Raw genomic sequence first — 23,801 nt, forward strand, 5'->3', positions numbered from 1 at the left:
GGCGCGCCGGGCTCCCGGGCCGCCGGGAGGGCTCAGGCGACCGAGGCGCCGCGCAGCTGGGCGGCGAGCGGGCAGTCCATGGGGTCGGCGTGGCCCAGGCCCACCCGATTCAGGTGCCGGATGATGATCCCGTAGGAGGTGACCAGGTTCGTCTCGGTGTAGGTGATCCCGCGCTCGGCGCAGAACTCCTTCACGATCGGTCGAACCTTGCGCAGGTTCCCCGACGGCATCCGCGGGAACAGATGATGCTCGATCTGCAGGTCCAGCCCGCCCATCGCCCAGTTCATGAGCCGACCGCCGGTGATGTTCCGGCTGGTGAGCACCTGGCGGCGCAGGAAGTCCACCTCGAGGGTCTTCGGGATCAGCGGCATGCCCTTGTGGTTCGGGGCGAAGGACCCGCCCATGTAGATGCCGAAGACCGCCAGCTGCACCGCGAGGAACGCCGCGCCCATGCCGAGACCCAGCGTGGACAGCACGACCACCGGGAAACCGATGATGCGGATCAGCACCAGGACGGCCTCGGCCCGGCGGTGCTTGACCCGCTCGTTCGTGAACACTGCGGAGATCGCCTCGTAGTGCAGCACGAAGGAGAACAGGCTCAGCATCGGGATGAACGCCCAGCCCTGGCGCGCGGCCAGCCAGCCCATGAAGCCCGTACGGCGCTTCGCGTCATCGGGGTCGAAGACCAGCACGCCGCCGGCGATGTCTCCGTCGCGGCCGATCGTGTTGGGGTTCCCGTGGTGCTTGTTGTGCTTACGGGTCCACCAGGCGATGCTCAGCCCCACCACCAGGTTCCCCACGATGCGCGCGAACCACTGGTTGCGGCGACCGGAGGCGAAGATCTGCTGGTGCGCGGCATCGTGGCCGAGGAACGCGGCCTGGGTGAACAGGATCCCGAACAGCGCGGCCACGGCCAGCTGCCACCACGTGCTGCCCAGGGTCAGCAGCAGCGCGAAGGCGCCGACGAAGGCGAGGGCGAGCAGGACGGTGCGCACCATGTAGGTCCGCACGTCGCGGCCCATGAGGCCGGCGTCCTTCACCCGCTGCGAGAGCTCGAAGTAGTCCCTGGTCTGGGAGGCGGCCCGGGCCCGGGCAAGGGGCCGTTCTGCAGTGGTCGTCATGACCGGGACGCTACGGGGCGGATGGATGTGGCCGCGTCCCTCGGGGGAGCGAACCTGAGCCCCCTACCGGGGTAGGGGGTCGGCTATCGGGATCCGGGCGGCGACCGTGAAGCCGCCCTCGGACGTCGGGCCGATCTCGACGGCACCGCCGAGGGCCGCGACCCGCTCCCGGGTGCCCGCCAGGCCGAGACCGGAGCCCGGGATCGGCTCCTGGGCCGTGGCGGGGGCCGCATTGATGACGTCGACCAGCAGGGACCCTCCCTCTGCGGCGACCCGCACCTCGATCGTGGCCCCGCCCGCATGGCGCAGGGCGTTGCTCAGCGCCTCCTGCACCACCCGGTAGGCGGTCAGGCCCACGGTGGGCGGCACCTCGACCTCGCGGAGATCAGCCGTGATGACGGCGCCGGAGGCGCGGCTGGAGGCGACGAGCTCGGCGATGTCGGACAGGGAGGGCATGGGCATCTCGTCGAGCGAGTCGTCGGTGCGCAGGGTCGCCAGCAGCGCCCGCATCTCGCCGAGGGCCTGCCGGGAGGAGGCGGCGATGTCCTCGAACTCCTGCTCGGTGCGGTCGTCCAGGCCCGGCAGCCGGAACGTCGCGGTGCTCGCCTGCACCGTGATCACCGACATCGAGTGGGCCACCACGTCGTGCAGCTCGCGGGCGATGCGGCTGCGCTCCTCGAGCTCGAAGCGTCGGCGCACCTGATCTGCGCTCAGCGTCCGCGCGCGCTCCACCTGGCCGCTGACCAGCAGCCACTGACGCACGGTGAGACCCATCAGTACCACGCCCCCGCTGATCGCGACCAGCACCACACCGTTGGTGGTGACCGCGCGCAGGGACTCGTCGGCCCGCGCGGACGGCTCCGCCACCACCAGGGTCACCAGGGTCAGCAGCGCACCCGCGGACCAGGTGGAGACCGCCCAGTACCAGCGGTGCAGGACGGCCAGCACGGCGAGGGTCAGGCAGTGGGCGAGCAGAGTCGTCACCGGCCACGGCCAGGGGAGGAGGGCGTGGACCGGCATCGTCGCCAGCATGATGGCGACCGCGGCGAGGACGGTCAGCGTCAGGCCCGCCCAGGGCCAGCGCACCGCCAGCAGACCGGCGACGGCGGCGGCGATCGACACGGCCATCGCCAGCGCCGGATGCACGTCATAGAGGGAGGCCGTCACGGGCCAGCCCACGACCACCAGCACGAAGCCCACGAAGGCGACGCTCATCCGGACCCAGGCGTTCTCGCGCAGTCGCACGTCGACGGTCGACAGAGCGGCCGGGGCGAGGCGCGAGGTGCGCCGCGAACCCGGCACCGCACCGCCCAGCAGCGGCACGGTCACCACCGCGTCCAGCAGCGCGAGCGCATGGACCATGGCGGGCAGGGAGAGGGTCAGGGCCAGGCCGACGACCAGCGCCAGGGACCACTGACCGGGCACCAGCGCGTCCCCGGTCGGGAGCAGGTGGCTCCAGGACCAGAACGTCAGACCGCCGAGTCCGAGACCTGCCCAGGCCAGGGTCACCGCGACCGTGAGCACCCGCACCGGCAGCGCGACCAGCCCCTCGAAGGCGAGATCGAGCCAGCGCCGCGCATCGGTGATCCGGCGCAGCAGGCCGAGGGCGCCGTGGCCGCGGGCCCGGTGGACGGGCGGGTTGATCTCGACCCCCCAGCGGCGGAGCCGGGCACGGTCCAGCCGCGCATACCCCGAGGCCAGCGTGAGGGTCACCGGGAACAGCAGCACCCCCACCCAGGCGACCGCGAGCACCGCCGAGACCGCGGCGAGCGGCAGCAGCACGGCCGAGGCCAGCACTGTCAGGCCCAGCCCCGGCAGCAGCAGGGCGAGGTCATGGCCCAGGCGGCGCAGGCTGTGGCGGTCAGGGACGAGGAACACTGAGGGGGCCTCTCGGGAAGCGGGGATACGGTGACGGCATGGTTCCCCCGCCGCAGACCGACATCCGTGTGCTGATCGTCGACGACCAGTCGATGATCCGCGGCGGTTTCGAAGCGCTGCTGGACGCCCAGGACGGGATCGAGGTGGTCGGCACCGCGGCCGACGGGGCCGGGATCACCGAGATCGTGCGGCACCGGCGCCCCGACGTGGTGCTCATGGACATCCGCATGCCGCAGGTGGGTGGTCTCGAGGCGACGGAGGCGGTGCTGGCGATGCCCGGCACGCCACCGAGGATCATCATGCTGACCACCTTCGATGCCGATGAGTACGTGTTCGCCGCCCTGCGCGCCGGGGCGAGCGGTTTCCTGCTCAAGGATTCCACACCCCAGGAGCTGATCCAGGCCGTGCGGGTGGTCGCCGGCGGGGACTCGCTGCTGGCCCCGCGGGTGACCCGCGCCCTGATCGCCGACTTCGTCGCCCGCCCCGAGCGGTCACGGCGGCCCGACGCCCGACTGAGCGCGCTGACCGATCGGGAGCTGGAGGTGCTGCGTCTGGTGGCCCAGGGACGGTCGAACCGGGAGATCGCCGCAGATCTCGTGATGGCCGAGCAGACCGTGAAATCGCATGTCTCGCGCATGCTCACCAAGCTGTCGCTGCGGGATCGCACGCAGCTGGTGGTGGCCGCCTACGAATCGGGTCTGGTGCGCGCCGGGCAGTGAGAGGCGGCCGAGCAGCCGCGCGGCCGTCCGCAGCCGCGTGAAGCCGCGCTCAGCCGCTCCAGGCCTTCCACAGCAGGGCGTAGTCGCCGCCGCGGGCGACCAGCTGGTCGTGGGTGCCCTGCTCGACCACGCGGCCGTCGGCCATCACCAGGATGCGGTCGGCGACCATCGCCTGCGAGAGCCGGTGGGCGACGATGATCGTGGTGCGGTCCCGGGCCACCTCGAGCGCGGCCCGCTCGAGCACGCGGGCCCCGGAGGAGCCCTCGTCGGCCGTGGCCTCGTCGAGGATCAGCACCGCCGGGTCCCGCAGCGCGATGCGCGCGAGCGCCAGCTGCTGGGACTGCTCGGCCGTGAGCCGTTCGCCCTTCTCCCCGACCTCGGTGTCCAGACCGAGCGGGAGGCGCTCGGCCCAGGCCGCGGCGTCGACCCGGCGCAGCGCTGCCCACAGCTCCTCGTCGGTGGCGCGGGGACCGGCCAGGCGCAGGTCCTCCCGCAGGGTGCCGCGGAAGACGTGGACGTCCTGGCTGACGATCGAGGCGTGCGCACGGATCGCCTCGATGTCCGCGGCCGCGAGATCGACGCCGCCGTGCAGCACCCGCCCGTGGCGGGGGAGCAGGGTGCCGGCGAGGATCGCGGCGAGCGTCGACTTGCCGGCGCCCGAGGCCCCGACCAGGGAGACCACCTCGCCCGCGGCGATGTCCAGGTCCATCGGCTCCAGCACGGTCCGCTCGACGCCGTCCGCGTCGGTGCCGTAGGCGTGGGAGACGCCGCTGAGGCGGATCGAGGCATCCGCGGGACGCTCGACGCCGGGGGAGGCCGCCGGGTCGATCGAGGTGATGACCCCGACCATGCGCGAGACGCTCGCGACCGCGGACTGCACCTCGTCGAGGTTGAAGATGACCGCCATCATCGGCCAGAACAGGCTGACGAGGTAGATCCCGGCGGCGGTGACCACGCCGATCGGGGCGCCGGCCACGTGCACCATCACGAAGCCGAGCACGAGCACCAGCAGCAGGGCGAGGTTCTCGGGGATGTTGATCAGCCCGACGAGGCGGCCCACCAGGTACATCACTCGCATGTTCAGCACCGAGGCGGTCTCCGAGAGGACGGCGACGTGGCGGGTCTCGCGCCGTTCGATGCCGTAGGCGTGGACGGTGGGGATGCCGTGGATCGCCGAGAGCAGACCCTGGGCGCGGGCCCCCATCGCGATCCGCTCGCGGCGGTACAGGGGCGCCGTGCGGCGCAGGTACCACACGGTCGCGATCACGTACAGCGGCACCACGACGACCACGAGGATCAGCAGCCACGGCGACAGCGTCGCCATGCCGACCATCGTCACCACGACGTAGAAGCCCATCTGGATCAGCGAGGGCACCAGGTTGTTCACGGCCCGGGCGGCCACGTCCACGTCGTCGGCCACGCGGGAGAGGGCGTCGCCGATGCCGGTGCGCTCCATGGTCTGCGCGGGCAGGTCCAGGGCGCGGTCGATCACGTCCTCGCGCATGCCCGCCAGGATCCGCTGGCCCAGCGCGGAGACCATCGACCAGCCGGCCGCGGCGAGCACCGCCTGGATCAGGCCGACGCCCAGGATCTGGGCGCCCAGGGTCCAGGCGTCGGCCGCGGTGCCGCCGCCGGCGGCCACCACGTCGACCGCCGCGCCGATCAGGCGGGGCAGGATCGCCGCCGCGATCGCACCGCCGATGGTGACCAGTGCGGTCAGCGTCGCGGAGCCCCAGTGCTCGCGGAGCTTTCCGAGCATGAAGCGGATGCTGGGCCCGGCCCCGGCGATGGGCAGCAGCTGGGCATGTTCGGCGAGCTGGCGCCGGGCGGTGGCGTCCTCGCCGAGGACGTCCTCGAGCGGCCGCTTCCAGTCGAGATCGCTCATCGCTGCACCATCTCCCGGTAGTCGTCGTGCTCCATGAGGTCGAGGTGCCTGCCCTCGGCGACGATCCGGCCGCCCTGGAGGTGGACCACGTGGCCCGCGGCCCGCAGCAGGGCCGGGGAGCGGGTGACCACGAGGGTGGCGCGGTCGGTGCGGCGACGCGCGGCGACCAGGGCCTCGGCGATGTGCTGCTCGGTGACCGCGTCGACGGCGGTGGTGGGGTCCTGCAGCACCATCACCGGGGTGTCCGCGGCGACGGCGCGGGCGAGGGCGATGCGCTGGCGCTGGCCGCCGGAGAGGTTCGAGCCCCGGTCCAGGATGCGCGAGTCGTAGCCCTCGGGCAGGATCCGCAGCATGTCCTCGGCCCCCGCGGCCCGCAGGGCGGCGTCGGCCCAGGCGTCGTCGCTGCCGTCGGTCGCGGTGCCGTCCGGGACCCGGGTGGCCAGCTGCTCGCGCAGGGTGCCGTCGAAGAGGTCCACCACGTGCGGCTCGACCAGCAGGTCGGAGCGCAGGCCCGCGCGCTCGGCAGGGGTGATCGGCACGTCGCCGACGCGCGCACCGGCATCGATGCGGCCGCTGACGGCATCGACGATCGCATCGCCGTCGCGCACGTCGGAGCAGGCCACGGCCACGAAGGCACCATCGGGCACGCTGAGGTCGTAACCGGGCAGATGCAGTCCGCCGGCCCCGCCCCGACGCTGCTGCGCGGCGCCGACCCCGTCGCCGCGGTCATCGCGCGCGATGGAGAGCGCATCGAGCGTGAGAGCGGGGTCGTCGACGCCGCGGCCGAGGTCGGAGAACAGGTCGCGGACGCGTCGTGCGGAGGTGGACATGCTCGCCCACCACACGGGCATGTTCGACAGTCCCTGGAGCGAGCCCATCACCTGGCGGGCCACGCCGACGACGGCGATCAGCGCGCCGATGCCGAGCTCGCCCTGCAGCCCGCGGATCGTGGCGATCAGCACCACGGCGGCGAGCATCGCCCCGGTCACCAGGGTGGTCAGGCCCGAGGAGATCCCGGAGTAGCGGGCGTTGACCAGCGCCGCCTCGAGGGCCACGCGGGAGCGGCGGCGGTACAGGGCGCGGGCCCGGGTCTGCACGCCGAGGCCCTGCAGCACACGCAGCCCGTGGACCAGGTCGGTGGCGGTCGCGGCAGCCTCGGCCGCCTCGCTCTGCTGGGCGTCGTAGCGCCGGGACAGGGATGGGGTGATCACGCGGACCACCAGCACCATCACCACGATCCCGATCCCCATCGCGGCCCCCAGCCACACGTCCTGCAGTGCCATCCAGACCGTCGCGCCGAGGATCACCAGGCCGGAGGGGACCACCCACGGGAGCATGTCCAGCACGTCGGAGGCCTTGTCGGCGTCCGAGGTGGCGATCGACAGCACCTCGCCGGCGGGCCGCCGAATCCGCTGGGAGCGAGGATCGAGCACGGCGCCGGTCAGACCCACGCGCAACCGGTGGCGCTGGTACATGCAGGCCTTCTGGCTCTCGACGAAGGTGTAGATCCACAGCAGCATGCCCACCAGACGCACCCCGATGATGACCGCCGCGCCGATCAGCGTGACGGCGAGGTCGCCGGCGACGATCCCGCGGTCGATGACCATGCCCAGCAGGATCGGCAGGGCCATCTCCGCGGCCTCGGACACCACCGCCAGGGGCAGGACGAGAGCGAGCATCCGCGGGTGCCCGCGCAGGATCGAGGCCAGCACCCCGCGGCGGTGCGCGGCGGGAGTGCTGGGCTCCGGGGCAGGGGCGGCTGCGGTGGATTCCTCCACGAGCATCGAGGTATCGGACACCTGATAGATCCAACCCCGACGTGAGCCCCGGTGCAACGTGTTTTGCGACCCGATCCACCCGCGGCACGACGGTGAGAGGATGAGGGGCACCGACCCCCGAGCGCAGGAGCTGCCATGAGCGAGAACCCCGTCGAGCTGTTCGTCGATCCCGTCTGCCCCTTTGCCTGGATGACCAGCCGCTGGCTGCTGCACGCCGCCGAGGTCCGGGACATCGCCCCGACCTTCTCGGTGATGTCGCTGTCCGTGCTGAACGAGGGCCGCGAGGTCGACGCGGGCTACCGCCGGCTGCTCGACGACTCCTGGGGCCCGGCGCGGCTGGCGATCGCGATCCATCGCCGCGAGGGCGCGGAGGCCTTCGCCCGCTGGTACACCGCCTGGGGCGAGCGCTACCACGTGGGTGACCAGCAGGATGACCGCCGGGCCGTCGCCGTCGCCGCCCTCGAGGCCGTCGAGCTGTCCGCGGAGCTGATCGCCGCCTACGAGCCCGTCGCGGGCGACCCCATCGACGAGGCGCTGCGCGCCTCCCACCACGGGGCGATCTCCCGCGTCGGCGAGGACGTCGGCACCCCCGTCATCTCCTTCGGCGAGGGCACCGCGTACTTCGGCCCCGTCGTCTCCCCGGCGCCTCGCGGCGAGGACGCCGGCCGCCTGCTCGATGCGCTGCGGACCATGTCCGAGATCGACGGCTTCTACGAGCTCAAGCGCACCCGCACCCGCGGCGTCGACCTCCGCTGAGCGCTGTGCTCTCCCACCCTCCCCGCCCGCCCCACAGAAAGAGACACCCCTGACATGCGCGTGCACATCGGCACCGACCACGCCGGCTTCGAGCTGAAGAACCGCCTGGTCACGGCGTTGCAGAATAAAGGTCATGAGGTCACCGACCACGGCGCCCACGATTACGACGCCCTCGACGACTATCCGCCGTTCTGCACCGATGTGGGCGAGGCCGTCGTGGCCCAGCAGGGCTCGTTCGGCGTCGTCATCGGCGGGTCCGGCAACGGCGAGCAGATCGCGGCGAACAAGGTGCCGGGCGTGCGCGCCGCCCTGGTGTGGAACGAGGACACCGCCCGCCTCGCCCGCCAGCACAACGACGCCAACGTGATCTCCGTCGGTGCCCGTCAGCACTCCGAGGACGAGCTGGAGCATCTCATCGACCTGTTCCTGGCCGAGCCCTTCTCCGGCGAGGCGCGCCACCAGCGACGCATCGACCTGATGGCGCGGTACGAGCGCACCGGCGGGTACGACGCCTCCTCCTCGCCCTCGACGCGGTAATGCCGGAGGGGCATACCGTCCACCGGCTCGCCGCGGCCTTCGAGCGCGGCTTCGGCGGGCAGCGGGTGCGCACCTCGAGCCCCCAGGGTCGCTTCCGGGATGCCGCCGCGCTGGAGGGGATGGTGCTGCTCGGCGCCGAGGCGGTCGGCAAGCACCTGTTCCTGCAGTTCGCCCCGTCGGCCGACGTCGAGGCGGACTCCCCGGTGGTGCGTCACGTGCACATCCACCTCGGCCTGTACGGCTCCTGGACCTTCGCCGGGGAGGCGGGCTTCTCCCAGGCGCATGCGATCGGGGCCCCGCGCCGGCGGGTGGGCGAGCAGGAGGAGGACCTCGAAGGGTACGGGGCGGGCGGAGAGGGTGGGACCCCGGACTGGCGCCGCCTGGTGCCACGGCCGACGGTGCGGCTGCGCATCGCCGGACCGCGCGGGCTGGCCGACCTGACCGGGCCCGCCACCTGCGAGGTGCTCGACGCCGCCGGGCGGCAGGCGGTGCTGGACCGTCTGGGCCCGGACCCGCTGCGGCCCGACCCGGAGGGAACCGGCCGACGACGCTTCGTCGAGCGGGTGCGGCGCTCCCGCACCCCGATCGGCGTGCAGCTGATGAACCAGCAGGTGATCGCCGGGATCGGGAACATCTATCGGGCCGAAGCGCTGTTCCGCGCCCGGCTCGACCCCGTCGTCCCCGGCACCGATCTCGGCACGCCCCTGCTCGAGGACCTGTGGGAGGACCTGGTCGCGCTGCTGGCCTACGGCGCCCGCACCGGACGGATCGTGACCACCGAGCCCGAGCACCGCGACCTCGAGGCGAGGATCATCGAGCGCTCGCGCGGCACCCGTCAGAACGGGGACGAGGATGCCGGCGTCGTCCCGCGGGAGAAGTCCTTCTACGTCTACCACCGTCAGAGTCTGCCCTGCCGCCTGTGCGGGACCACGGTGTGCTCGACGGAGCTGGCCGCCCGCACCGTGTTCTGGTGCCCGCGCTGCCAGCGGGTGCGCAGCCGGCGCTCGACCTGGACCCGCGAGCACCCCGCCGCCGCCTGGGCGCTGACACCGTGAGAGCGTGGGGCCGTGCGCACCCCTCCTGAGTCCCCGGGCACGGCCGAGGTCCTGATCGCCGTGCGGGAGCACTGGCTCCCGGCGGCGGAGGACGCCGTCCACCTGCCGCTGGGATTCGGAGCCCATCACTGGCGGATCGACGTCGCGGGACGTCCCGCGCTGTTCGCGACGCTCGACGAACCCTCGCCCACACGCTCGGCGGGATCCTTCGAGGCGGCGTACCGGTCGGCGCGCGGTCTCGCGGAGAAGGGCCTCGCCGGTCTCCTCGCCCCGCAGCTGTCCCGTGACGGCCGCGTCGTCGTGGAGCTCGCCCACGGGATGCTCAGCGTGACAACGTGGCTCAGCGGGCGCACCCCCGGCGAGGAGGAGGCCTGGGGCGAGGCCCATCTGGCCCGCACCATCGAGCTGCTGACCGCCCTCCACACGGCCGCACCGCCCGACGCCCTGCAGCGCTGGGCACCCCGCGTCGCACCCGACCTCGCCCGGCGTGCCGCGGACGCGACGAAGGACCCGTGGCGCACGGGGCCGCTGGGGGAGGAGGCCCGGGGCTCCGTCCACGCCGGGCTGGCGCGGATCGCGCAGGTGGAGCAGCGCTACCGCGAGCTGATGGCCCGGGAGGAGGTCCGAGCCGCGCACCGGGTGCCGACGCACGGCGAACCGCACTGGGCGAACCAGATGCTGACGCAGGAGGGGACCCTTCTCCTGGTGGACTGGGAGACGCTCGCCGCGGCCCCGCGCGAGCGAGACCTCGTGACGCTGCCGGAGCCCGTGCAGCGCGCTCAGGGCGCCGACGCGGAGATGCTCGAGCTGTTCGCGCACGAGTGGACGCTCAGCGAGATCGAGGAGTACATGCGATGGTTCCGGACCCCGCACACCGGCACCGACGACGACCGCATCGCCCTCGAGGGCCTGCGCGAGGAGCTCGAGGAATGACACCGATCGACCCGCCCTCCGTCACCGCCTCCGGCCTGCTGCCGGTCGGCGACGGCCACGAGATCCTCTGGGAGGAGAGCGGCGCCGCCGACGGCGTGCCCGTCCTGTACCTCCACGGAGGACCCGGCGGCCGGTTGACCCCCGGGTACCGCAGCAGCGTCCCGGCGGACCGCAGCCGGCTCCTCGGCCTCTCCCAGCGCGGGGCGGGGCGCTCCACCCCGTCGGCCGGGAGCCCCGGGCCGGTGGACCTGAGCGCGAACACCACGACCCACCTGGTCGCCGACCTCGAGCGGCTCCGCGAGCACCGGGGGATCGAGGCGTGGATCGTCGAGGGCGTCTCCTGGGGCAGCACCCTCGCCCTCGCCTACGCCCAGGCGCATCCCGATCGGGTGCTCGGCGTGCTGCTGTTCGCCGTGACCAGCACCTCCCGCCGCGAGGTCGACTGGATCACCGAAGGGGTCGGGGCGCTGTACCCCGAGGCCTGGGACGCCTTCGCCCGCGTCGCGGAGGCTCACGGAGGCTACGACCGTCACAACCGGTCCTCTGATCGGCTCTCTCTGGTGGAGTCCTATCGGCGGATGGTCACGTCCGCGGACCCGGCACTGGTCGATCACGCGGCGCGGGCCTGGATGACCTGGGAGGACGCGCACATCGGCATCGGGGGCGGAGGCCCTTCCGGCCCGCACGCCGGGGCGGCGGACGATCCGGTCACCGCGTACGAGCGGGGCGTCGCCCGCCTGGTCACCCACTACTGGGCCCACGACGGCTTCGTCGCGGACTGGGCTGCGCCGTGGGGCGCCGCAGCCGGCAGCGGGCTGCTCGGCGGGATGGATCGGCTCGCGGAGGTCCCCGGGGTGCTGATCCACGGCCGACGCGACGTCTCCGGGCCCGCGCTGACCGCCTGGGAGCTGCACCGTGCCTGGCCCGGCAGCGAGCTGGTGATCATCGAGGACGAGGGGCACGGCGGTCCGGGCATGGTCGGTGCGTGGCGGGAATCGCTGGCGCGGATGGTCGACGCGGCCGCCGCGTCCGATCGGTACCCTGGCCCTCATGTCTGAGCCCGTGACCCACCCCGACGAGGTGCTGCGACGCGGCCCCGTCGCCGAGATCGATCCCCGCACCCTGTACCTGATCGCCAAGCTCCGCCAGGACGTCTTCGCGCTCGAGCAGGGCGCCACCGACCCGGATCTGGACGGGCGCGACCTCGAGCCGGGCACCACGCTGGTGTGGATCGAGGTGCCGGGCCCGGTGGCCGAGGCCGCGGGCCTCCGGCGCGAGCCCGCCGCCCACACCCGGGTGCTGCACGAGGCCGACGGCGGCCTGCGCATCGGCCGGGTTGCCGTGCGCGCCGCGGAGCGCCGTCGGGGGCTGGGAGGGCGGGTGATGCGGGCGAGCATCGACCTGGCCCGTGAACTCGATCAGCAGGCGGAGATCCACGTCGACGCCCAGGCCTACCTCGAGCGGTGGTACCAGGGGCTCGGCTTCGAGACGGTGGGGGAGCCGTTCGACGAGGCCGGCATCGAGCACGTGCCGATGCTGCTGCGCCCAGGACGGGGCTGAGGCCCGGGGGCCGCCTGCGGCGATTCCGGCTCAGCGCTCGACGGGCGGGGCCTGCTCGAGCAGGGCGAGGATCTCGGTGCGCTCGAAGTACTGCGCGGTCTCCAGGGCGCTCGGGGCCCCTCGGTGCGGATCGGCGCCCGCTGCGAGCAGGGCGCGCGCCACGTCCGTGGTGCCCTTGAAGGCGACCCCTGCCAGCGGCGACTGCCCGCGGTCGTTGGTCAGATCCACATCACCGCCGCGGGCGGCGAGCTCGCGCACCAGCTCCGCGTGCCCGTGATAGGCGGCGAGCATGAGCGCCGAGTTGCCGCCGCCGTCGCGCAGGTTCACGGGGGCGCCCTGGTCGACGAGCGACAGCAGGGCGTCGGCATCGCCGCTGCGGGCCGCCTCGAGCATCGTGGTCGCCAGCGCGATCACGGCCTCGTCCTCGGCGGCGGTGGGCTGGGGCTGGGTGTCCTCGTTCACCGCTCCAGGCTACGACGCCCCCGGCCGCGGCGCACCCGTGGTAAGGCTCACCCGACGATCGCTGACGCCACGGCGGGCCAGACCAGCAGCAGGAGCCCGATCAGCACTCCGAGCACGTCGGCCCGCCCCAGCTCGCTGGGCTCGGCCCAGGTGCGGCCGGTGGCGCCGGCGAAGCCGCGGGCGTCCATGGCCAGGGCCTGCTGCTCGGCGCCGCGCAGCGTGTCCACCAGGAGAGCCAGGGTCGCGCTCGCCAGCAGCCGCGGCGAGCGGGCCGAACCCAGGCCGCGCTGGATCCGGGCGGCCGTGATGATCTCCCACTGCCGGCCCAGGTGGCCCACCCGCACCAGGGCGAGGACGCCGGCGGTGACCGGCCGCGCGGGCAGGTGCAGCCGGCCGCCCAGGGCATCGCCGAGCGGCGTCGGGGCCACGCTGCCCAGGGCCAGCACACCAGGGGCGACGAAGACGGTGATCCGGGCGGCCTCCTTCAGCCCCAGCAGCCAGGCCGCCGCCGACAGCGACGGCGCCTCGCCCAGCAGCGCGGTGGTCCAGGCGAGCGAGGCGGCCGACAGCACGATCGGCACCAGGCGCAGCAGACCGCCGCGCACCGAGCGGACGGCGAGCGGCCCGAGCAACACCAGCGGCACCAGCGCGAGCAGCCCGCCCTGCCAGGTCTGGACGGCGAAGGAGCCGATCGCCGCAAGGATCCCGATAAGGCACAGGGTCAGCGGGTTCAGCGCGTCGGCCGGGATCCGGCGGCGGGGGCGGGGACGGGCCGCCGCGTCCGGGGGAGGCGCCGCCAGGTCGAACCGGTCCGTGGCCCGGGCGATGAGCGCCGGATCGTGGGAGGCGGCGAGGACCGCGCAGCCGCGCGAGGCAGCGTCCTCGAGCAGTCCCAGGACGGCCTCGCCCCGGCGGGCATCGAGGCCGACAGTGGGCTCGTCGAGCACCAGCAGCTCGGGCTTCTGGGCCAGGGCCGCGACGATCGCGACGCGCCGCTGCTCGCCGCCGGAGAGACGGTGGGGGTTGGCGCGGGCGAGGGGCACGAGCCCGGCGCGCTCCAGCAGCTGATCGGCCAGCTCCTCGTCATCGGCCCAGGGGGAGGCGAGCAGCTCCTCGCGCACCGTGGCGGCGACGAAGGAGTGCTCGGGGTCCTGCGGCACGGTCGCGATGCGCGAGAGGTCAGGACGCCGCACGCTGCCGTGGGCCGGAGGGGCCGCCGCGGTCAGCACCCGCAGCAGGGTGGTCTTGCCCGCCCCGCTCGGGCCGGTCAGGACGCCCAGCCGACCCGCACGGACCGTGAGATCGACGGGGCGGGTGAGCCCTCGCTCGGGGACCAGGACGCGGTGCAGCGCCGCGACGGTCCCCGCGTGGGCTCGGACGGACCGCCCGTCGCCGTCCGACGGGCAGCGCCGGGCCCGTGCCGATGCGCCGTTCCCGTCCTCCAGGATCCCCGCCGCCACCAGGGCGTCGCGGTGCTCGGACAGGGCGGTGGCCGCGTCGACGTCCAGCAGGATGCGGGCCTGCGGTCCCAGCACGACGAGCCGGTCGGCATGGGGGAGCCACGGCTCGATCCTGTGCTCGGCGAGCACCAGGGTGCGGTCCTCGGCGGTGGCGAGGATCGCCGAGCGCACCTGCTCGGCGGTCTCCGCATCGAGCAGGCTCGTCGGTTCGTCCAGCAGCAGCACCTCCGGCCCCAGCGCGAGCGCCCCCGCCAGGGCGATGCGCTGCTGCTGGCCGCCGCTGGTCTCGAGCGGTGCCCGCTCGGGATCCAGGTCCACGCGCGCCGCCGGGAGGGCGGCCGCGACCCGCTGCCGGATCGCAGGGCGGGGCAGGGCCGCGTTCTCGGGGCCGAAGGCGACGTCCCGCCGGATCGATGCGGCGACGAGGGCGTCTGCGGGATTCTGCAGCAGCAGGCCGTGCGCTCCGGGTCGATCGGGCGCCCCCGGCGCTCCCGTCCCCTCGCCGGTCTCCGGATCGAGCAGGCCGGCCAGGGCGCGCAGCACGGTCGATTTCCCGCTGCCGCTGGCCCCGGCCAGCAGCACCCGCTGACCGGCTGGGATCACCAGATCCAGCCCGGCGATCGTCGGCTCGGCGCGGGTGTGGGGCCGCCACGTGAGGCCGGAGAGCGTGAGCTCCCCGGCCATCTCAGGCTTCGGTGGCGCGGACATGCTCACGTCCCGCCGGCAGCGAGTCCACGGCGCCGGTCGCCGCCAGGGCGCGGGAGGCGGCCCAGCCCAGACCGCCGGCCAGCACGGCCCCGGAGAGCAGGAAGAACCCCAGCATCGTCACCGAGTACGCCCAGCTCATCTCGGGGTAGTAGGCGATCTTCTCCCAGCCCCATTCCAGCAGGGCGGAGAGCATGCCGCCGAGGACCGCGACAGGCAGGGTGAAGCGGCGGTAGCGGGCCAGCGCGAACGCCAGCTCGACCCCTCCGCCCTGCATCAGCCCGGAGACCGCGGTGCCCCAGCCCCACTGGCTGCCCAGCAGCATCGAGACGACCGCGGCGATCATCTCGGCGAGCAGGGCGGCGCCCGGCTTGCGGACGATCAGGGCCGCCAGCACGGCGGGCAGGAACCAGATCCCGGCGAGCAGGCCCTCGGCGGGTTTGAACGTCGCCGTCAGCGGGCCGATCAGGGTGTACAGCTGCCCGTAGCCCAGGAACGCGACGCCGAAGGCCGCCCCGATCAGCACGGTGACCAAGAGATCGACGGTGCGAAAGCGTGTCATCACTTCTCCTTCCACGAGCGGAAGGGGCGCGGGACGCCGTCGGCGCCTCGCGGAAATCCCGACTCCCTACGCCGGTGTGAGCCGGATCAGGTTCGAGGGTCTGCGCCGGATCGCGCACTCTCAGCACCGTGGTGGTGCTCCCCTGTCAGCGGATGACCGTGGGCCAGTCTATCCCGTCAGCGCCGGGAGCGGATCGCCTGGTCGATCGCCTCGGCCGTGGCGTCGACGTCCTCGGGGGACAGCAGGTAGTTCGTGCCGGAGCGGCCGATGATCTCGACCATGGTGCCGGCGCGGGTGACCATCATCCGGTGCGGCTGCTGCGTCTGCCCGGTGGTGAAGATCTTCCGGTCGCCGACGGGAGCCAGCTCGGGGCGGGTGGAGGAGGTCGCCTTCCCCCGGCGCCAGCCGTAGCCGCCGAGGGTCACGCCGACCGTGTTCGCCGCCAGGGTGCGGTACTGCACGGTGCGGAAGTCCTCCAGCGGCCAGCTGGGCCGCGGCAGGAAACCGCCGAGGCTCACGGTCACGCCGCGCTCGTCGACGAGGAAGCGGCAGTGCTGGCCCATCCAGGTCCACAGCGTCAGCAGCGCGAACAGGCCGGCGATCACCACGGCGGCCAGCAGGGAGCTGCGAGAGGCCATCAGGAGGGTGACGATCACGCCCGCCAGCGCGGTGAGGCCGATGCGGGTCCACCCGACCCCGGAGGGCCGGGTGGTGCCGACGTAGAAGGGAGCGTCCGGTCTGCCGCTCACCAGATCGCCACCCGGTCCTCGGGGGCGAGATACATCCCGTCGCCCGCGTGCACGTCGAAGGCCTGGTGGAACTCCTCGAGGTTCGAGACCACGGTGTTGCAGCGGAACTCCATCGGGGCGTGCGGGTCCACGGCGAGGCGGCGGATCGCCTCCTGGGGGCGGTTCTTGCCGCGCCACACCGTCGCCCAGGACAGGAACACCCGCTGCAGCCCGGTGAAGCCGTCCAGGACCGCGTCGGCGTCGTCCGGCGTCCGGCTGCCGCGGTAGGCCTTCAGTGCGATCGAGAGCCCGCCGAGGTCACCGATGTTCTCGCCGATGGTGAGGGCGCCGTTGACGCGGTGGACGTCATCGAGCTCGCGCGGGGAGAGCTCGGAGTACTGGGCGATGAGGGCGGCGGCGCGGGCGTCGAAGGCCTCGCGGTCCTCGTCGGTCCACCAGGAGACGAGGTTCCCGTCCCCGTCGTACTTGGAGCCCTGGTCGTCGAAGCCGTGGCCGACCTCGTGGCCGATGACCGCGCCGATGCCGCCGAAGTTCACGGCGTCCTCGGCCTCCGCGTCGAAGAACGGCGGCTGGAGGATGGCGGCGGGGAAGACGATCTCGTTGGCGCCGGGGTTGTAGTAGGCGTTGACCGTCTGCGGGGTCATGTGCCATTCGGTCTCGTCGATCGGGCCGCCCACCTTCGCGTATTCGAAGTCGGCGTCGAAGCGGCGGGAGGCGCGCACCGTGGCGACCAGGTCGCCGGGGACGATCTCGAGGCCGTCGTAGGTGCGCCAGTGCTCGGGATAGCCGATCTTCGCGGTGAACTTCTCGAGCTTGGCCAGCGCCGTCGAGCGGGTGGCCGGGGTCATCCACTCCAGCGTGGTGATCGAGTCGCGGTAGGCGTCCATCAGCGCGTCGACCAGGGTGGTCATGCGCTCCTTGTGGGAGGGCGGGAAGTGGCGGGTGACGTACTCGCGGCCGACGGCGAAGCCCACGGCGCCCTCGACGAAGGCGACGGCGCGCTTCCAGCGCTCGCGCAGCTCCTCGGCGCCGGAGAGCACCTTGCCGGAGAAGGCGAAGTCCTCCTCGACCAGGGCCGCGCCCAGGTACGGGGCGTAGGCGCCGACGGTGTGCAGTGCGAGCCAGGTCCGCAGCACGGCCAAGTCCTGGCCGGCCAGCAGCTCGGCGGCGGCGGAGACGAACTCCGGCTGGCCGATCGAGACCACCTCGACGGCCGCGGCGGGCGCCCCGGAGCCCTCGAAGTAGGCATCCCAGCAGAAAGCCGGCGCGAGCTCGCGGCGCTGGGCGTCGTCCATCGGGTTGTAGGACTTCTCGCGGTCGCGCAGGCGGACGACGTCGACATGGCAGGCGGCCAGGCGGCTCTCGAAGTCCATCACCGCGCCGGCGAGCTCCTCGGCTCCGCCGGCGAGCAGACCGTCCCGGCCCGGCAGGCGGGCGATGCGCGCGAGGTTCGCGAGGTGGGCCACGTAGGCCTCGCGGATCTCGGCGTAGTGCTCTTCGCGGTAGTAGGACTCATCGGGCAGGCCGAGCCCACCCTGGTGGAGCTTGACCTGGTAGCTGGAGGAGTCGTGGTCGTCGGTCCAGACGTAGGCCAGCAGCGCGCTGGTCCCGGAGTCGGGGGCGGCCATGGTGCGGGTGATCGCCGGGAGGTCCGCGCTCGCGCTCACGGTGGCCAGGAGGTCCTCGAGCGGGGCGATGCCGGCGCTCTCGATCGCCTCGGTGTCCATGAACATGCGGTACAGAGCGCCCACGCGACCGTGATCCGTGGTGGGGGCGACGGCGGGGTCCGCGGCGTCGACCTCCTCGGCGGCCTCCTCGATGATCTCCCGGACCCGCTCCTCGGAGAGGTCGCGCAGCTGGTGGAACGCTCCGTCGCTCGACCGGTCCGCCGGGATCTCGTGGGCGGCGAGCCAGCGGCCGTTGACGTGGCCGAAGAGGTCGTCCTGGAGGCGGACGGCGAGGTCGACCTCGCCCAGCGAGAGGCCGGAGTGGCTGGTGGACGAGAGGGCGGTGGGGGCAGTGGTCATCATCGGCTCCTGCGGGGTCGTGGGGTGGGGTGGGTCACGCGGGTCATCGGGGCCGGCGGCTCAGAGCCCGACCAGCCCGAGCGAGGCGAGGGCCAGGGTGAGCAGGCCGATCCCCAGCGGGGCGTAGGCCCAGGGGGTGCGCGAGCGCTCCGCGGGCGCGCGGCGCTGCAGCACCAGCGTGGACAGGCCGGAGCCGATCGACAACACCGCGGTGCCGATCACGAGCACCGGGGAGAGGATCACCAGCACGGTCGCGCCGATGTGGAAGGTGACGGTGCCCACGACGTCCAGCAGGCGCATCAGCACGGCCCCGCGGGCCCCGACCCGTTCGGACAGCAGGGTGGCCACGGCGTCCTGGGACCACTCCGAGGGTCGGGCGATGCGGCGCCGGGTGGAGACGGTCTGCGCGGTCGCCAGGGCCAGCCACACCAGGGCGGCCCCGGCTCCGACCCACACGCCGAGCTCGGCGCGGATGTCGGCGGGCCACAGCAGCAGCGCCAGCAGCACGGCGGCGACGCGCAGCACCTCTTCCAGGATGCTGCGCACGGCGAGCAGCCCCGGGTTCACCGCCAGCTGCTTCCGGGTCCGGGCGACGAACATGCTGGTCACCACGAGGGCGGCGAGATGCGCGGCGCCCAGACCGATGCCCAGCAGCAGCGCGGCGGGGCTGGTGGGAGCCAGCGGCAGGATCGCCAGCAGCAGGACCACGCCCAGCACGGGCAGGAGGAGTGCGAGGATCGACAGACCCTTGACCAGGTCCTGGACCAGGTCCGCCCCGGTCGGCGGATGTTCGTGGTCGCTGTGGTCGTGCGGGTCCCCGTGTCCGTGCGGGTCGCTGTGGTCGTGCGGGTCTCCGCCCTGGGGGTCGTTCTCGGGCGCGGCGCCCGCGGGGACGTCGGTGCGGACGTCGGCAGGCTGGTCCGTGGACCTGCCGGGGATCTCGGTCATGGGGCTCCTTCGATGTCCCCTCCAGGGTACTGGGATCAGGGAGCGCGGAAGCGGGTGTGGAACGATGATCACGTGAGCACACACGCGGCGATGACGACGGACACCGGGCTGACCCCTGAGCAGCGACGGCGCGCGGCGGGATCGGTGGTCGCGGCCGCGACCGGTGATGCGCTCGGCGCCCCCTACGAGTTCCAGGCCCCGGTGGTCGACTCCGAGGACATCGACATGATCGGTGGCGGGGTGCTCGGCTGGCAGGTCGGGGAGTGGACGGACGACACCGCCATGGCGATCGTGGTGCTGGAGGCCGCGATCTCCACGCCCGACCGTCATGACCTGCGGATGGAGTCCGCGCAGGACCAGATCGCCCGCGAGTGGTACTCGTGGTCGCTGGGCACCCCGGACATCGGCACGCTCACCTCGCAGGTGATCCGCCGCGCCGCGGAGTCCGCTCGCGACAGCGGCCACTACGCCCCGCGTGCGGCCGACTTCCGGGCGGCGGCGCTCGCCGCGCACGAGGAGCTCCCGGCCAACGCCGGCAACGGATCGCTCATGCGCACCCACGCCGCCGTGCTGCCGTACCTGCTGTCCTCGGACGACGACGCGGCCGAGGGCATAGAGGTGGTGTGCCGTCTGACACATGTGCACCCCGACACCACCGAGGCCTGCCTGCTGTGGGGCTTCGCCGTGCGCCACGCGATCCTCACGGGCGAGATCGACGTGCGCTGCGGGCTGTCGCGGTTGTCCGAGGACCGCCGCGAGCTGTGGACCGAGCGGATCGTGGAGGCCGAGACCGCGACTCCTGCGCAGTTCCGCCGCAACGGCTGGGTGGTCGGCGCCTTCCAGGCCGCCTGGGCCGCGGTGACCGGGGTCCGCCCGATCCCGGAGGGGAAGTTCGCCCAGCGCGACACGCTCGTCGCCGCCCTCGAGGCCGCGGCCCGCGCGGGATACGACACGGACACCGTCGCCTGCATCACCGGCTCCCTGATCGGCGCCGCGCTCGGCCCCAAGGCCGTGCCGCCGGAGTGGCGGCGCGTGCTGTTCGGCTGGCCGGGTTATGAGATCGAGGAGCTGTGGGGACTGGTCGACCGGTTGCTCGACCCGATGGCGGCCGTCGAGGACGAGAGGCGCTGAGCGTGATGAGTCAGCGGGACCCCTGGTCGCTGCGGATCGTCACCTGGAACCTGTGGGAGCTGCGCGGCGACCTGCACGCTCTCGTCGAGACCCTCCAGGATCTGCGGCCCGACATCGTGCTGGTGCAGGAGGCGCCCCGCCTCGTGCTGCCGACGGCGAGGCTGTCCTGGCTGGCCCGCCAGATCGACCGCCGCGTGCTCCTCGGGGGCCTCGGCGGGCGGGGGCTGGCGGTCCTCGCCACCGACGATGTCGTCGCCCAGGTGATCCGGCGAGGGCTGGCGCCGGTGCCGCAGCGGATCACCGATCTGAACTCGACCTACCCGCGCGGGATCGCCGCCGTGCGGCTCTCGGTGCCCGGCGGCGGGGAGGTGGTGGTCTCCTCGACCCATCTGGCGCTGCAGGAGGAGAACCGACTGACCCACGCGGCACAGCTGCGCGATCTCGTCGAGGGGGCGGGGGCCCCGGCGATCGTCGGCGGGGACCTGAACGAGACGGCCGACGGGGCGGCCCGGCAAGCGCTCGAGCCGCTGCTGAGCGACCAGGCCGTGCAGACCGAGCACACCTTCCCCGCAGCGGACCCGGTGCGGCGCATCGACGCGGTGCTGACCACGGCGGGGGTGCAGGTGCGGGCCGCGCAGGCGGTCACCTCGACGACGAGGGTCCCCGCCGAGCGCCTGGCCGGGGCATCGGATCACCTGCCGTCGCTGCTGGACGTCACGGTCTGAGACGCCTCATGCGCTGACGCGCAGCCCGGTCCGCAGTGCGATGACGTCGTCCTGCCCCCCGACGTGGCGGATCCGGATCCCCTCGTCGTCGGTGCCGAGGACGGTCAGCTGCGTGCGATAGGAATCCGCCGCTGCGCGCACGACCTCGGCGGTGCCGGGGTGCTCGCGCCAGCTGAAGCCGCCCGTGGCGGGGACCGACCCCTTGGGCGCGCTGGAGACCTCGAGCCGGACGGTGCCGCTGCGGGCGCAGGCCGCTGCGGTGACGTGATGGGCCCGGACGTGGTCGGGGTGCCCGTAGGTGCCCTCGTCGTCGTAGCCGATCACCACGTCGGGGCGCAGGTGCTCGATCAGCGCGACCAGGTCGTCGGTCGCGTCCTCGAGCGGACGGTGGGTGAAGCTGTCGGGCCCGGCGCTGGGGGAGGGCCCGGCGAGGCCTTCACGGATCCATCGCATGCCGGAATCACGATAGTGGCGGGGCGGGACGCCGGGGGCGAGAGCGGGCGGGGTGCCGAGCAGGTGGCGCGCGGCGAGGCCGAGGTGCGCGACGGCGGCGTCGATCTCGCGCTGTCGGATCAGCTCCAGCGGACGCTCCTCGTCGCCGGCGATGGCACCGGGGACGACCTCGCCCTCCTCACCGCGGGTGGCTGTCACCAGCTCGATGCGGGTGCCGGCGGCGCTGAGCGCGGCGAGCAGGGCGCCGGTGGAGAGGGATTCGTCGTCGGGGTGGGCGTGGACGATCAGCGCCGTGGAGGCGTCCTCGAGCAGTTGCCACGGGTCGGGGCTGATGGTCGGGCGGCTCATGCTCGGGTTCCTCCGTGGGGCTCGAGGACGCGGGTGTACAGCGCTGCGAGGGATTCGGCGGCGGACTCCCAGGTGCGCGTGGCGGCGTACGCCCGGGCGGAGCGCACCGCGGCGTCGTAGGGCTCGGCCTCGCCGAGCAGGGACTGCACCGCCTCGGCCCACACGTCCGGATCGCGGCTGGTCAGCACCACGCCCTGGCCCGGATCGACGGCCTCCTGCACGCCGCCCGCACAGCGCCAGGCGACGACGGGGGTGCCGCTGGCCTGTGCCTCGAGAGCCACCAGGCCGAAGGTCTCGGACCAGCTGGTCAGCACCAGCACCCCGGCGCAGCGCATCGCCTCGGCGAGCTCGTCCCGGCCCAGCGAGCCGACGAACTCGACACGATCGGCGACCCCGAGCTCCTCGGCGCGGTCCCGCAGCTCGGCGAGGTAGTCCGTGAAATCCTGTGAGACGCCTCCGGCGAGGACCAGGCGGGCCCCGAGGGCGGGATCGAGGTGGGCGAGGACCTCCAGCGCCAGGTCGGGAGCCTTCAACGGTTGCAGCCGTGCCGTGAACAGGAGCGTCGGACGCTGTCGACGGGATCCGACGTCGGCGCAGGGACGGAACCTGTCCACGTCCACGCCGGGGCGCACCACGCTGAGCCGCTGACCGGGGACGCCGTAGCGCTCGGCGACCGTACCGGCCTCCGCGTCGGAGACGGCGACGACCAGATCGGAGCCGGTGGCGACGAACTGCTCGCCGGGAATGCGGCCGGAGGACTCCGCGGGCTCCCCGGCCCCGAGGTCCTCGGCGCCGACGGGGGCGGCGACGGAGTGGAACGACTGCAGGTGAGGCAGGTGCAGCTCGCGGGCCACCGGGAGCGCGGCGACGCCGCTGAACCAGTGGTGCGAATGGACGAGATCGTAGGAGCCCTCGGCCAGGAGCGGATGCAGGGCTCGCCGGAACGGCGCGATCGCCTGCTCCATATCGCTCTTGGCGAGAGGCTGGGGCGGACCGGCGTCGACGTGGTGGAGGCGGAGGCCCTCGGCGATCTCGACGACGTCGGGGGAATCCGGATCGCGGCGCCGGGTGAACAGGTCCACCTCATGGCCCAGCCGGGCCAGCGCCAGGGACTGCTCCAGGACCACGACGTTCATACCGCCGGCATCGGCGCCGCCGGGTTCCTCGACGGGCGAGGTGTGCAGAGAGATCGCGGCGATGCGCAGAGCGTCGACAGGCATGCCCGCCATCCTAGGCGGGCACCACCGGGGGTGGGTATCGGACCGACAGGAGGTCGACTGTTCGCCCATGACGAAAATGAGGGCGTCCTGGATCACGGGAAGTTGAAATGGTGCACGGGTGTCATAGAGCCTGACTTGCATGGATACGGCGGAGAAGGTGGATTGGGCGACGTTGAACGCCCATGCGGCGGGCCGCCCTGCTCGTCGTCTCGTGGGGAAGGCGATCGCAGCGGCCGGTGGTGACCGCCAACCGGGCGTGGTCCTGGATCTTGGTGCCGGTGCCGGTGCCGATTCCCTGCAGTTCGCGCGCCGCGGCTGGACCGTGCACGCGTATGACAGCGACGACACCCTGGCCGCCCGTCTCGTGGAGAACGAGCGGATGCCCGGCGCGGTGCAGTTCCACCATGTCGACATCGCCGAGGTCGAGGAATTCCCTCCGGCGAAGATCGTCTACTCGACCTACACGCTGGGGTTGCTCGGGCCCGAGGCGCTGCTCGACACCTGGGCGAAGCTGGTCGCCGCCCTGCCGCGCGGCGGCGTGATGGCGGTGGACCTGTTCGGCACGAACGACACCTGGGCGGATCGCTCGGACGTCGCGACGCTCCCGCTGCACGAGATCGACGAGATGTTCCAGGGCTTCCAGGTCATCGACCGCACGGTGCGGGACGAGGACGGTCGCTTCATGGCGGACAAGAAGCACTGGCACGTCATCACGACCCTGGCGCGGAAGCTGCGCTGAGTCCGCGCCCGCCGCGCTGAGTTCTCGCCTCGGCACGGACGGCGGACCCT

22 protein-coding genes and 1 riboswitch are annotated in these 23,801 nt (G+C 73.3%); of the genes, 10 read left to right on the plus strand and 12 right to left on the minus strand.

What is annotated here, in order from left to right; translation table 11 throughout:
* Window positions 1-32 precede the first annotated feature (32 nt).
* Entirely contained in the window at window positions 33-1,121 is a 1,089-nt protein-coding gene (locus tag BH708_RS00185) for an acyl-CoA desaturase (protein WP_076805620.1), read from the minus strand.
* Window positions 1,122-1,184: 63 nt separating this feature from the next.
* Window positions 1,185-2,999: a histidine kinase gene (locus tag BH708_RS00190; protein ID WP_076805622.1), complete on the minus strand. Its 1,815-nt coding sequence runs from the start codon at window positions 2,997-2,999 to the stop codon at window positions 1,185-1,187.
* A 38-nt stretch (window positions 3,000-3,037) separates the two neighbouring features.
* Between BH708_RS00190 and BH708_RS00195 the strand changes: the two genes are divergently transcribed.
* A complete protein-coding gene (locus tag BH708_RS00195) occupies window positions 3,038-3,718 on the plus strand; it encodes a response regulator transcription factor (RefSeq protein ID WP_076805624.1) in 681 nt (226 codons plus the stop codon).
* 49 nt (window positions 3,719-3,767) lie between these two features.
* Here the strand turns inward: BH708_RS00195 and BH708_RS00200 are convergent, their stop codons facing one another.
* Window positions 3,768-5,603 (minus strand): ABC transporter ATP-binding protein, encoded by a 1,836-nt coding sequence (locus tag BH708_RS00200; protein WP_083713132.1) that lies wholly within the window; start codon window positions 5,601-5,603, stop codon window positions 3,768-3,770.
* Window positions 5,600-7,402, minus strand: coding sequence for an ABC transporter ATP-binding protein (locus BH708_RS00205; protein WP_253705421.1), 1,803 nt, complete (start codon window positions 7,400-7,402; stop codon window positions 5,600-5,602). The genes BH708_RS00200 and BH708_RS00205 overlap by 4 nt, the downstream gene beginning before the upstream one ends.
* 114 nt (window positions 7,403-7,516) lie before the next feature.
* On the opposite strand from BH708_RS00205, the gene BH708_RS00210 reads away from it, so the two are divergent.
* The 6 genes from BH708_RS00210 to BH708_RS00235 are packed head-to-tail and all read left to right on the plus strand — an operon-like array spanning window position 7,517 to window position 12,222.
* A complete protein-coding gene (locus tag BH708_RS00210) occupies window positions 7,517-8,137 on the plus strand; it encodes a disulfide bond formation protein DsbA (RefSeq protein WP_076805628.1) in 621 nt (206 codons plus the stop codon).
* Between the two features lie 54 nt (window positions 8,138-8,191).
* The gene (locus tag BH708_RS00215) at window positions 8,192-8,674 is read left to right on the plus strand and encodes a ribose-5-phosphate isomerase (RefSeq protein WP_076805630.1); all 483 of its coding nucleotides are present in this window, start codon (window positions 8,192-8,194) and stop codon (window positions 8,672-8,674) included.
* Window positions 8,674-9,729, plus strand: a complete 1,056-nt coding sequence (locus tag BH708_RS00220; RefSeq protein WP_076805632.1) for an Fpg/Nei family DNA glycosylase — start codon at window positions 8,674-8,676, stop codon at window positions 9,727-9,729. Before BH708_RS00215 ends, BH708_RS00220 begins: the two co-directional genes overlap by 1 nt.
* Window positions 9,730-9,741: 12 nt before the next feature.
* Window positions 9,742-10,662, plus strand: a complete 921-nt coding sequence (locus tag BH708_RS00225; protein ID WP_076805635.1) for a phosphotransferase — start codon at window positions 9,742-9,744, stop codon at window positions 10,660-10,662.
* The gene (locus BH708_RS00230) at window positions 10,659-11,720 is read left to right on the plus strand and encodes an alpha/beta fold hydrolase (RefSeq protein ID WP_076805637.1); all 1,062 of its coding nucleotides are present in this window, start codon (window positions 10,659-10,661) and stop codon (window positions 11,718-11,720) included. Before BH708_RS00225 ends, BH708_RS00230 begins: the two co-directional genes overlap by 4 nt.
* Window positions 11,713-12,222, plus strand: a complete 510-nt coding sequence (locus BH708_RS00235; protein WP_076805639.1) for a GNAT family N-acetyltransferase — start codon at window positions 11,713-11,715, stop codon at window positions 12,220-12,222. Before BH708_RS00230 ends, BH708_RS00235 begins: the two co-directional genes overlap by 8 nt.
* A gap of 30 nt (window positions 12,223-12,252) precedes the next feature.
* Here BH708_RS00235 and BH708_RS00240 read toward each other — a convergent pair whose 3' ends face one another.
* From BH708_RS00240 to BH708_RS00265, 6 genes are all read right to left on the minus strand, one after another.
* Window positions 12,253-12,684 carry an ankyrin repeat domain-containing protein gene (locus BH708_RS00240; protein WP_253705422.1) on the minus strand — a complete coding sequence of 144 codons (432 nt, stop codon included), beginning with the start codon at window positions 12,682-12,684 and terminating at the stop codon, window positions 12,253-12,255.
* Between the two features lie 47 nt (window positions 12,685-12,731).
* Window positions 12,732-14,852 carry an ATP-binding cassette domain-containing protein gene (locus BH708_RS00245; protein ID WP_253705423.1) on the minus strand — a complete coding sequence of 707 codons (2,121 nt, stop codon included), beginning with the start codon at window positions 14,850-14,852 and terminating at the stop codon, window positions 12,732-12,734.
* Complete coding sequence (locus BH708_RS00250; RefSeq protein ID WP_076805643.1) at window positions 14,830-15,411, minus strand: ECF transporter S component; 582 nt, start codon at window positions 15,409-15,411, stop codon at window positions 14,830-14,832. The genes BH708_RS00245 and BH708_RS00250 overlap by 23 nt, the downstream gene beginning before the upstream one ends.
* Window positions 15,412-15,457: 46 nt before the next feature.
* A riboswitch (TPP riboswitch) is annotated at window positions 15,458-15,565 on the minus strand.
* Window positions 15,566-15,587: 22 nt separating this feature from the next.
* A complete protein-coding gene (locus BH708_RS00255) occupies window positions 15,588-16,160 on the minus strand; it encodes a hypothetical protein (protein ID WP_076805644.1) in 573 nt (190 codons plus the stop codon).
* The gene (locus tag BH708_RS00260; protein WP_076805645.1) at window positions 16,157-18,187 is read right to left on the minus strand and encodes a M13 family metallopeptidase; all 2,031 of its coding nucleotides are present in this window, start codon (window positions 18,185-18,187) and stop codon (window positions 16,157-16,159) included. The genes BH708_RS00255 and BH708_RS00260 overlap by 4 nt, the downstream gene beginning before the upstream one ends.
* Window positions 18,188-18,247: 60 nt before the next feature.
* On the minus strand, window positions 18,248-19,135 hold the full coding sequence (locus tag BH708_RS00265) for a hypothetical protein (protein ID WP_253705424.1): 888 nt from the start codon (window positions 19,133-19,135) through the stop codon (window positions 18,248-18,250).
* 72 nt (window positions 19,136-19,207) lie between these two features.
* Between BH708_RS00265 and BH708_RS00270 the strand changes: the two genes are divergently transcribed.
* Both BH708_RS00270 and BH708_RS00275 read left to right on the plus strand, forming a co-directional pair.
* Entirely contained in the window at window positions 19,208-20,266 is a 1,059-nt protein-coding gene (locus BH708_RS00270) for an ADP-ribosylglycohydrolase family protein (RefSeq protein WP_253705425.1), read from the plus strand.
* Window positions 20,267-20,271: 5 nt separating this feature from the next.
* Window positions 20,272-20,991, plus strand: a complete 720-nt coding sequence (locus BH708_RS00275; RefSeq protein ID WP_076805649.1) for an endonuclease/exonuclease/phosphatase family protein — start codon at window positions 20,272-20,274, stop codon at window positions 20,989-20,991.
* 6 nt (window positions 20,992-20,997) lie between these two features.
* Here BH708_RS00275 and BH708_RS00280 read toward each other — a convergent pair whose 3' ends face one another.
* On the minus strand, window positions 20,998-21,792 hold the full coding sequence (locus BH708_RS00280) for a PIG-L family deacetylase (protein WP_083713134.1): 795 nt from the start codon (window positions 21,790-21,792) through the stop codon (window positions 20,998-21,000).
* A complete protein-coding gene (locus BH708_RS00285) occupies window positions 21,789-23,012 on the minus strand; it encodes a glycosyltransferase (RefSeq protein WP_076805650.1) in 1,224 nt (407 codons plus the stop codon). Before BH708_RS00285 ends, BH708_RS00280 begins: the two co-directional genes overlap by 4 nt.
* A 139-nt stretch (window positions 23,013-23,151) precedes the next feature.
* Here BH708_RS00285 and BH708_RS00290 point away from each other — a divergent pair, with 139 nt between their 5' ends.
* Window positions 23,152-23,751: a trans-aconitate 2-methyltransferase gene (locus BH708_RS00290; RefSeq protein WP_076805652.1), complete on the plus strand. Its 600-nt coding sequence runs from the start codon at window positions 23,152-23,154 to the stop codon at window positions 23,749-23,751.
* Window positions 23,752-23,801 lie beyond the last annotated feature (50 nt).

The sequence above is a fragment of the Brachybacterium sp. P6-10-X1 genome, from assembly GCF_001969445.1.
Classification (GTDB): domain Bacteria; phylum Actinomycetota; class Actinomycetes; order Actinomycetales; family Dermabacteraceae; genus Brachybacterium.

Excerpts from the sequence above, each read along its gene's own strand:
- BH708_RS00185 (WP_076805620.1), bottom strand. The coding sequence starts at position 1,121 with ATGACGACCACTGCAGAACGGCCCCTTGCCCGGGCCCGGGCCGCCTCC.
- BH708_RS00195 (WP_076805624.1), top strand. The coding sequence starts at position 3,038 with ATGGTTCCCCCGCCGCAGACCGACATCCGTGTGCTGATCGTCGACGAC.
- BH708_RS00200 (WP_083713132.1), bottom strand. The coding sequence starts at position 5,603 with ATGAGCGATCTCGACTGGAAGCGGCCGCTCGAGGACGTCCTCGGCGAG.
- BH708_RS00210 (WP_076805628.1), top strand. The coding sequence starts at position 7,517 with ATGAGCGAGAACCCCGTCGAGCTGTTCGTCGATCCCGTCTGCCCCTTT.
- BH708_RS00215 (WP_076805630.1), top strand. The coding sequence starts at position 8,192 with ATGCGCGTGCACATCGGCACCGACCACGCCGGCTTCGAGCTGAAGAAC.
- BH708_RS00220 (WP_076805632.1), top strand. The coding sequence starts at position 8,674 with ATGCCGGAGGGGCATACCGTCCACCGGCTCGCCGCGGCCTTCGAGCGC.
- BH708_RS00230 (WP_076805637.1), top strand. The coding sequence starts at position 10,659 with ATGACACCGATCGACCCGCCCTCCGTCACCGCCTCCGGCCTGCTGCCG.
- BH708_RS00235 (WP_076805639.1), top strand. The coding sequence starts at position 11,713 with ATGTCTGAGCCCGTGACCCACCCCGACGAGGTGCTGCGACGCGGCCCC.
- BH708_RS00245 (WP_253705423.1), bottom strand. The coding sequence starts at position 14,852 with ATGTCCGCGCCACCGAAGCCTGAGATGGCCGGGGAGCTCACGCTCTCC.
- BH708_RS00250 (WP_076805643.1), bottom strand. The coding sequence starts at position 15,411 with ATGACACGCTTTCGCACCGTCGATCTCTTGGTCACCGTGCTGATCGGG.
- BH708_RS00260 (WP_076805645.1), bottom strand. The coding sequence starts at position 18,187 with ATGACCACTGCCCCCACCGCCCTCTCGTCCACCAGCCACTCCGGCCTC.
- BH708_RS00265 (WP_253705424.1), bottom strand. The coding sequence starts at position 19,135 with ATGACCGAGATCCCCGGCAGGTCCACGGACCAGCCTGCCGACGTCCGC.
- BH708_RS00275 (WP_076805649.1), top strand. The coding sequence starts at position 20,272 with ATGAGTCAGCGGGACCCCTGGTCGCTGCGGATCGTCACCTGGAACCTG.
- BH708_RS00280 (WP_083713134.1), bottom strand. The coding sequence starts at position 21,792 with ATGAGCCGCCCGACCATCAGCCCCGACCCGTGGCAACTGCTCGAGGAC.
- BH708_RS00285 (WP_076805650.1), bottom strand. The coding sequence starts at position 23,012 with ATGCCTGTCGACGCTCTGCGCATCGCCGCGATCTCTCTGCACACCTCG.
- BH708_RS00290 (WP_076805652.1), top strand. The coding sequence starts at position 23,152 with ATGGATACGGCGGAGAAGGTGGATTGGGCGACGTTGAACGCCCATGCG.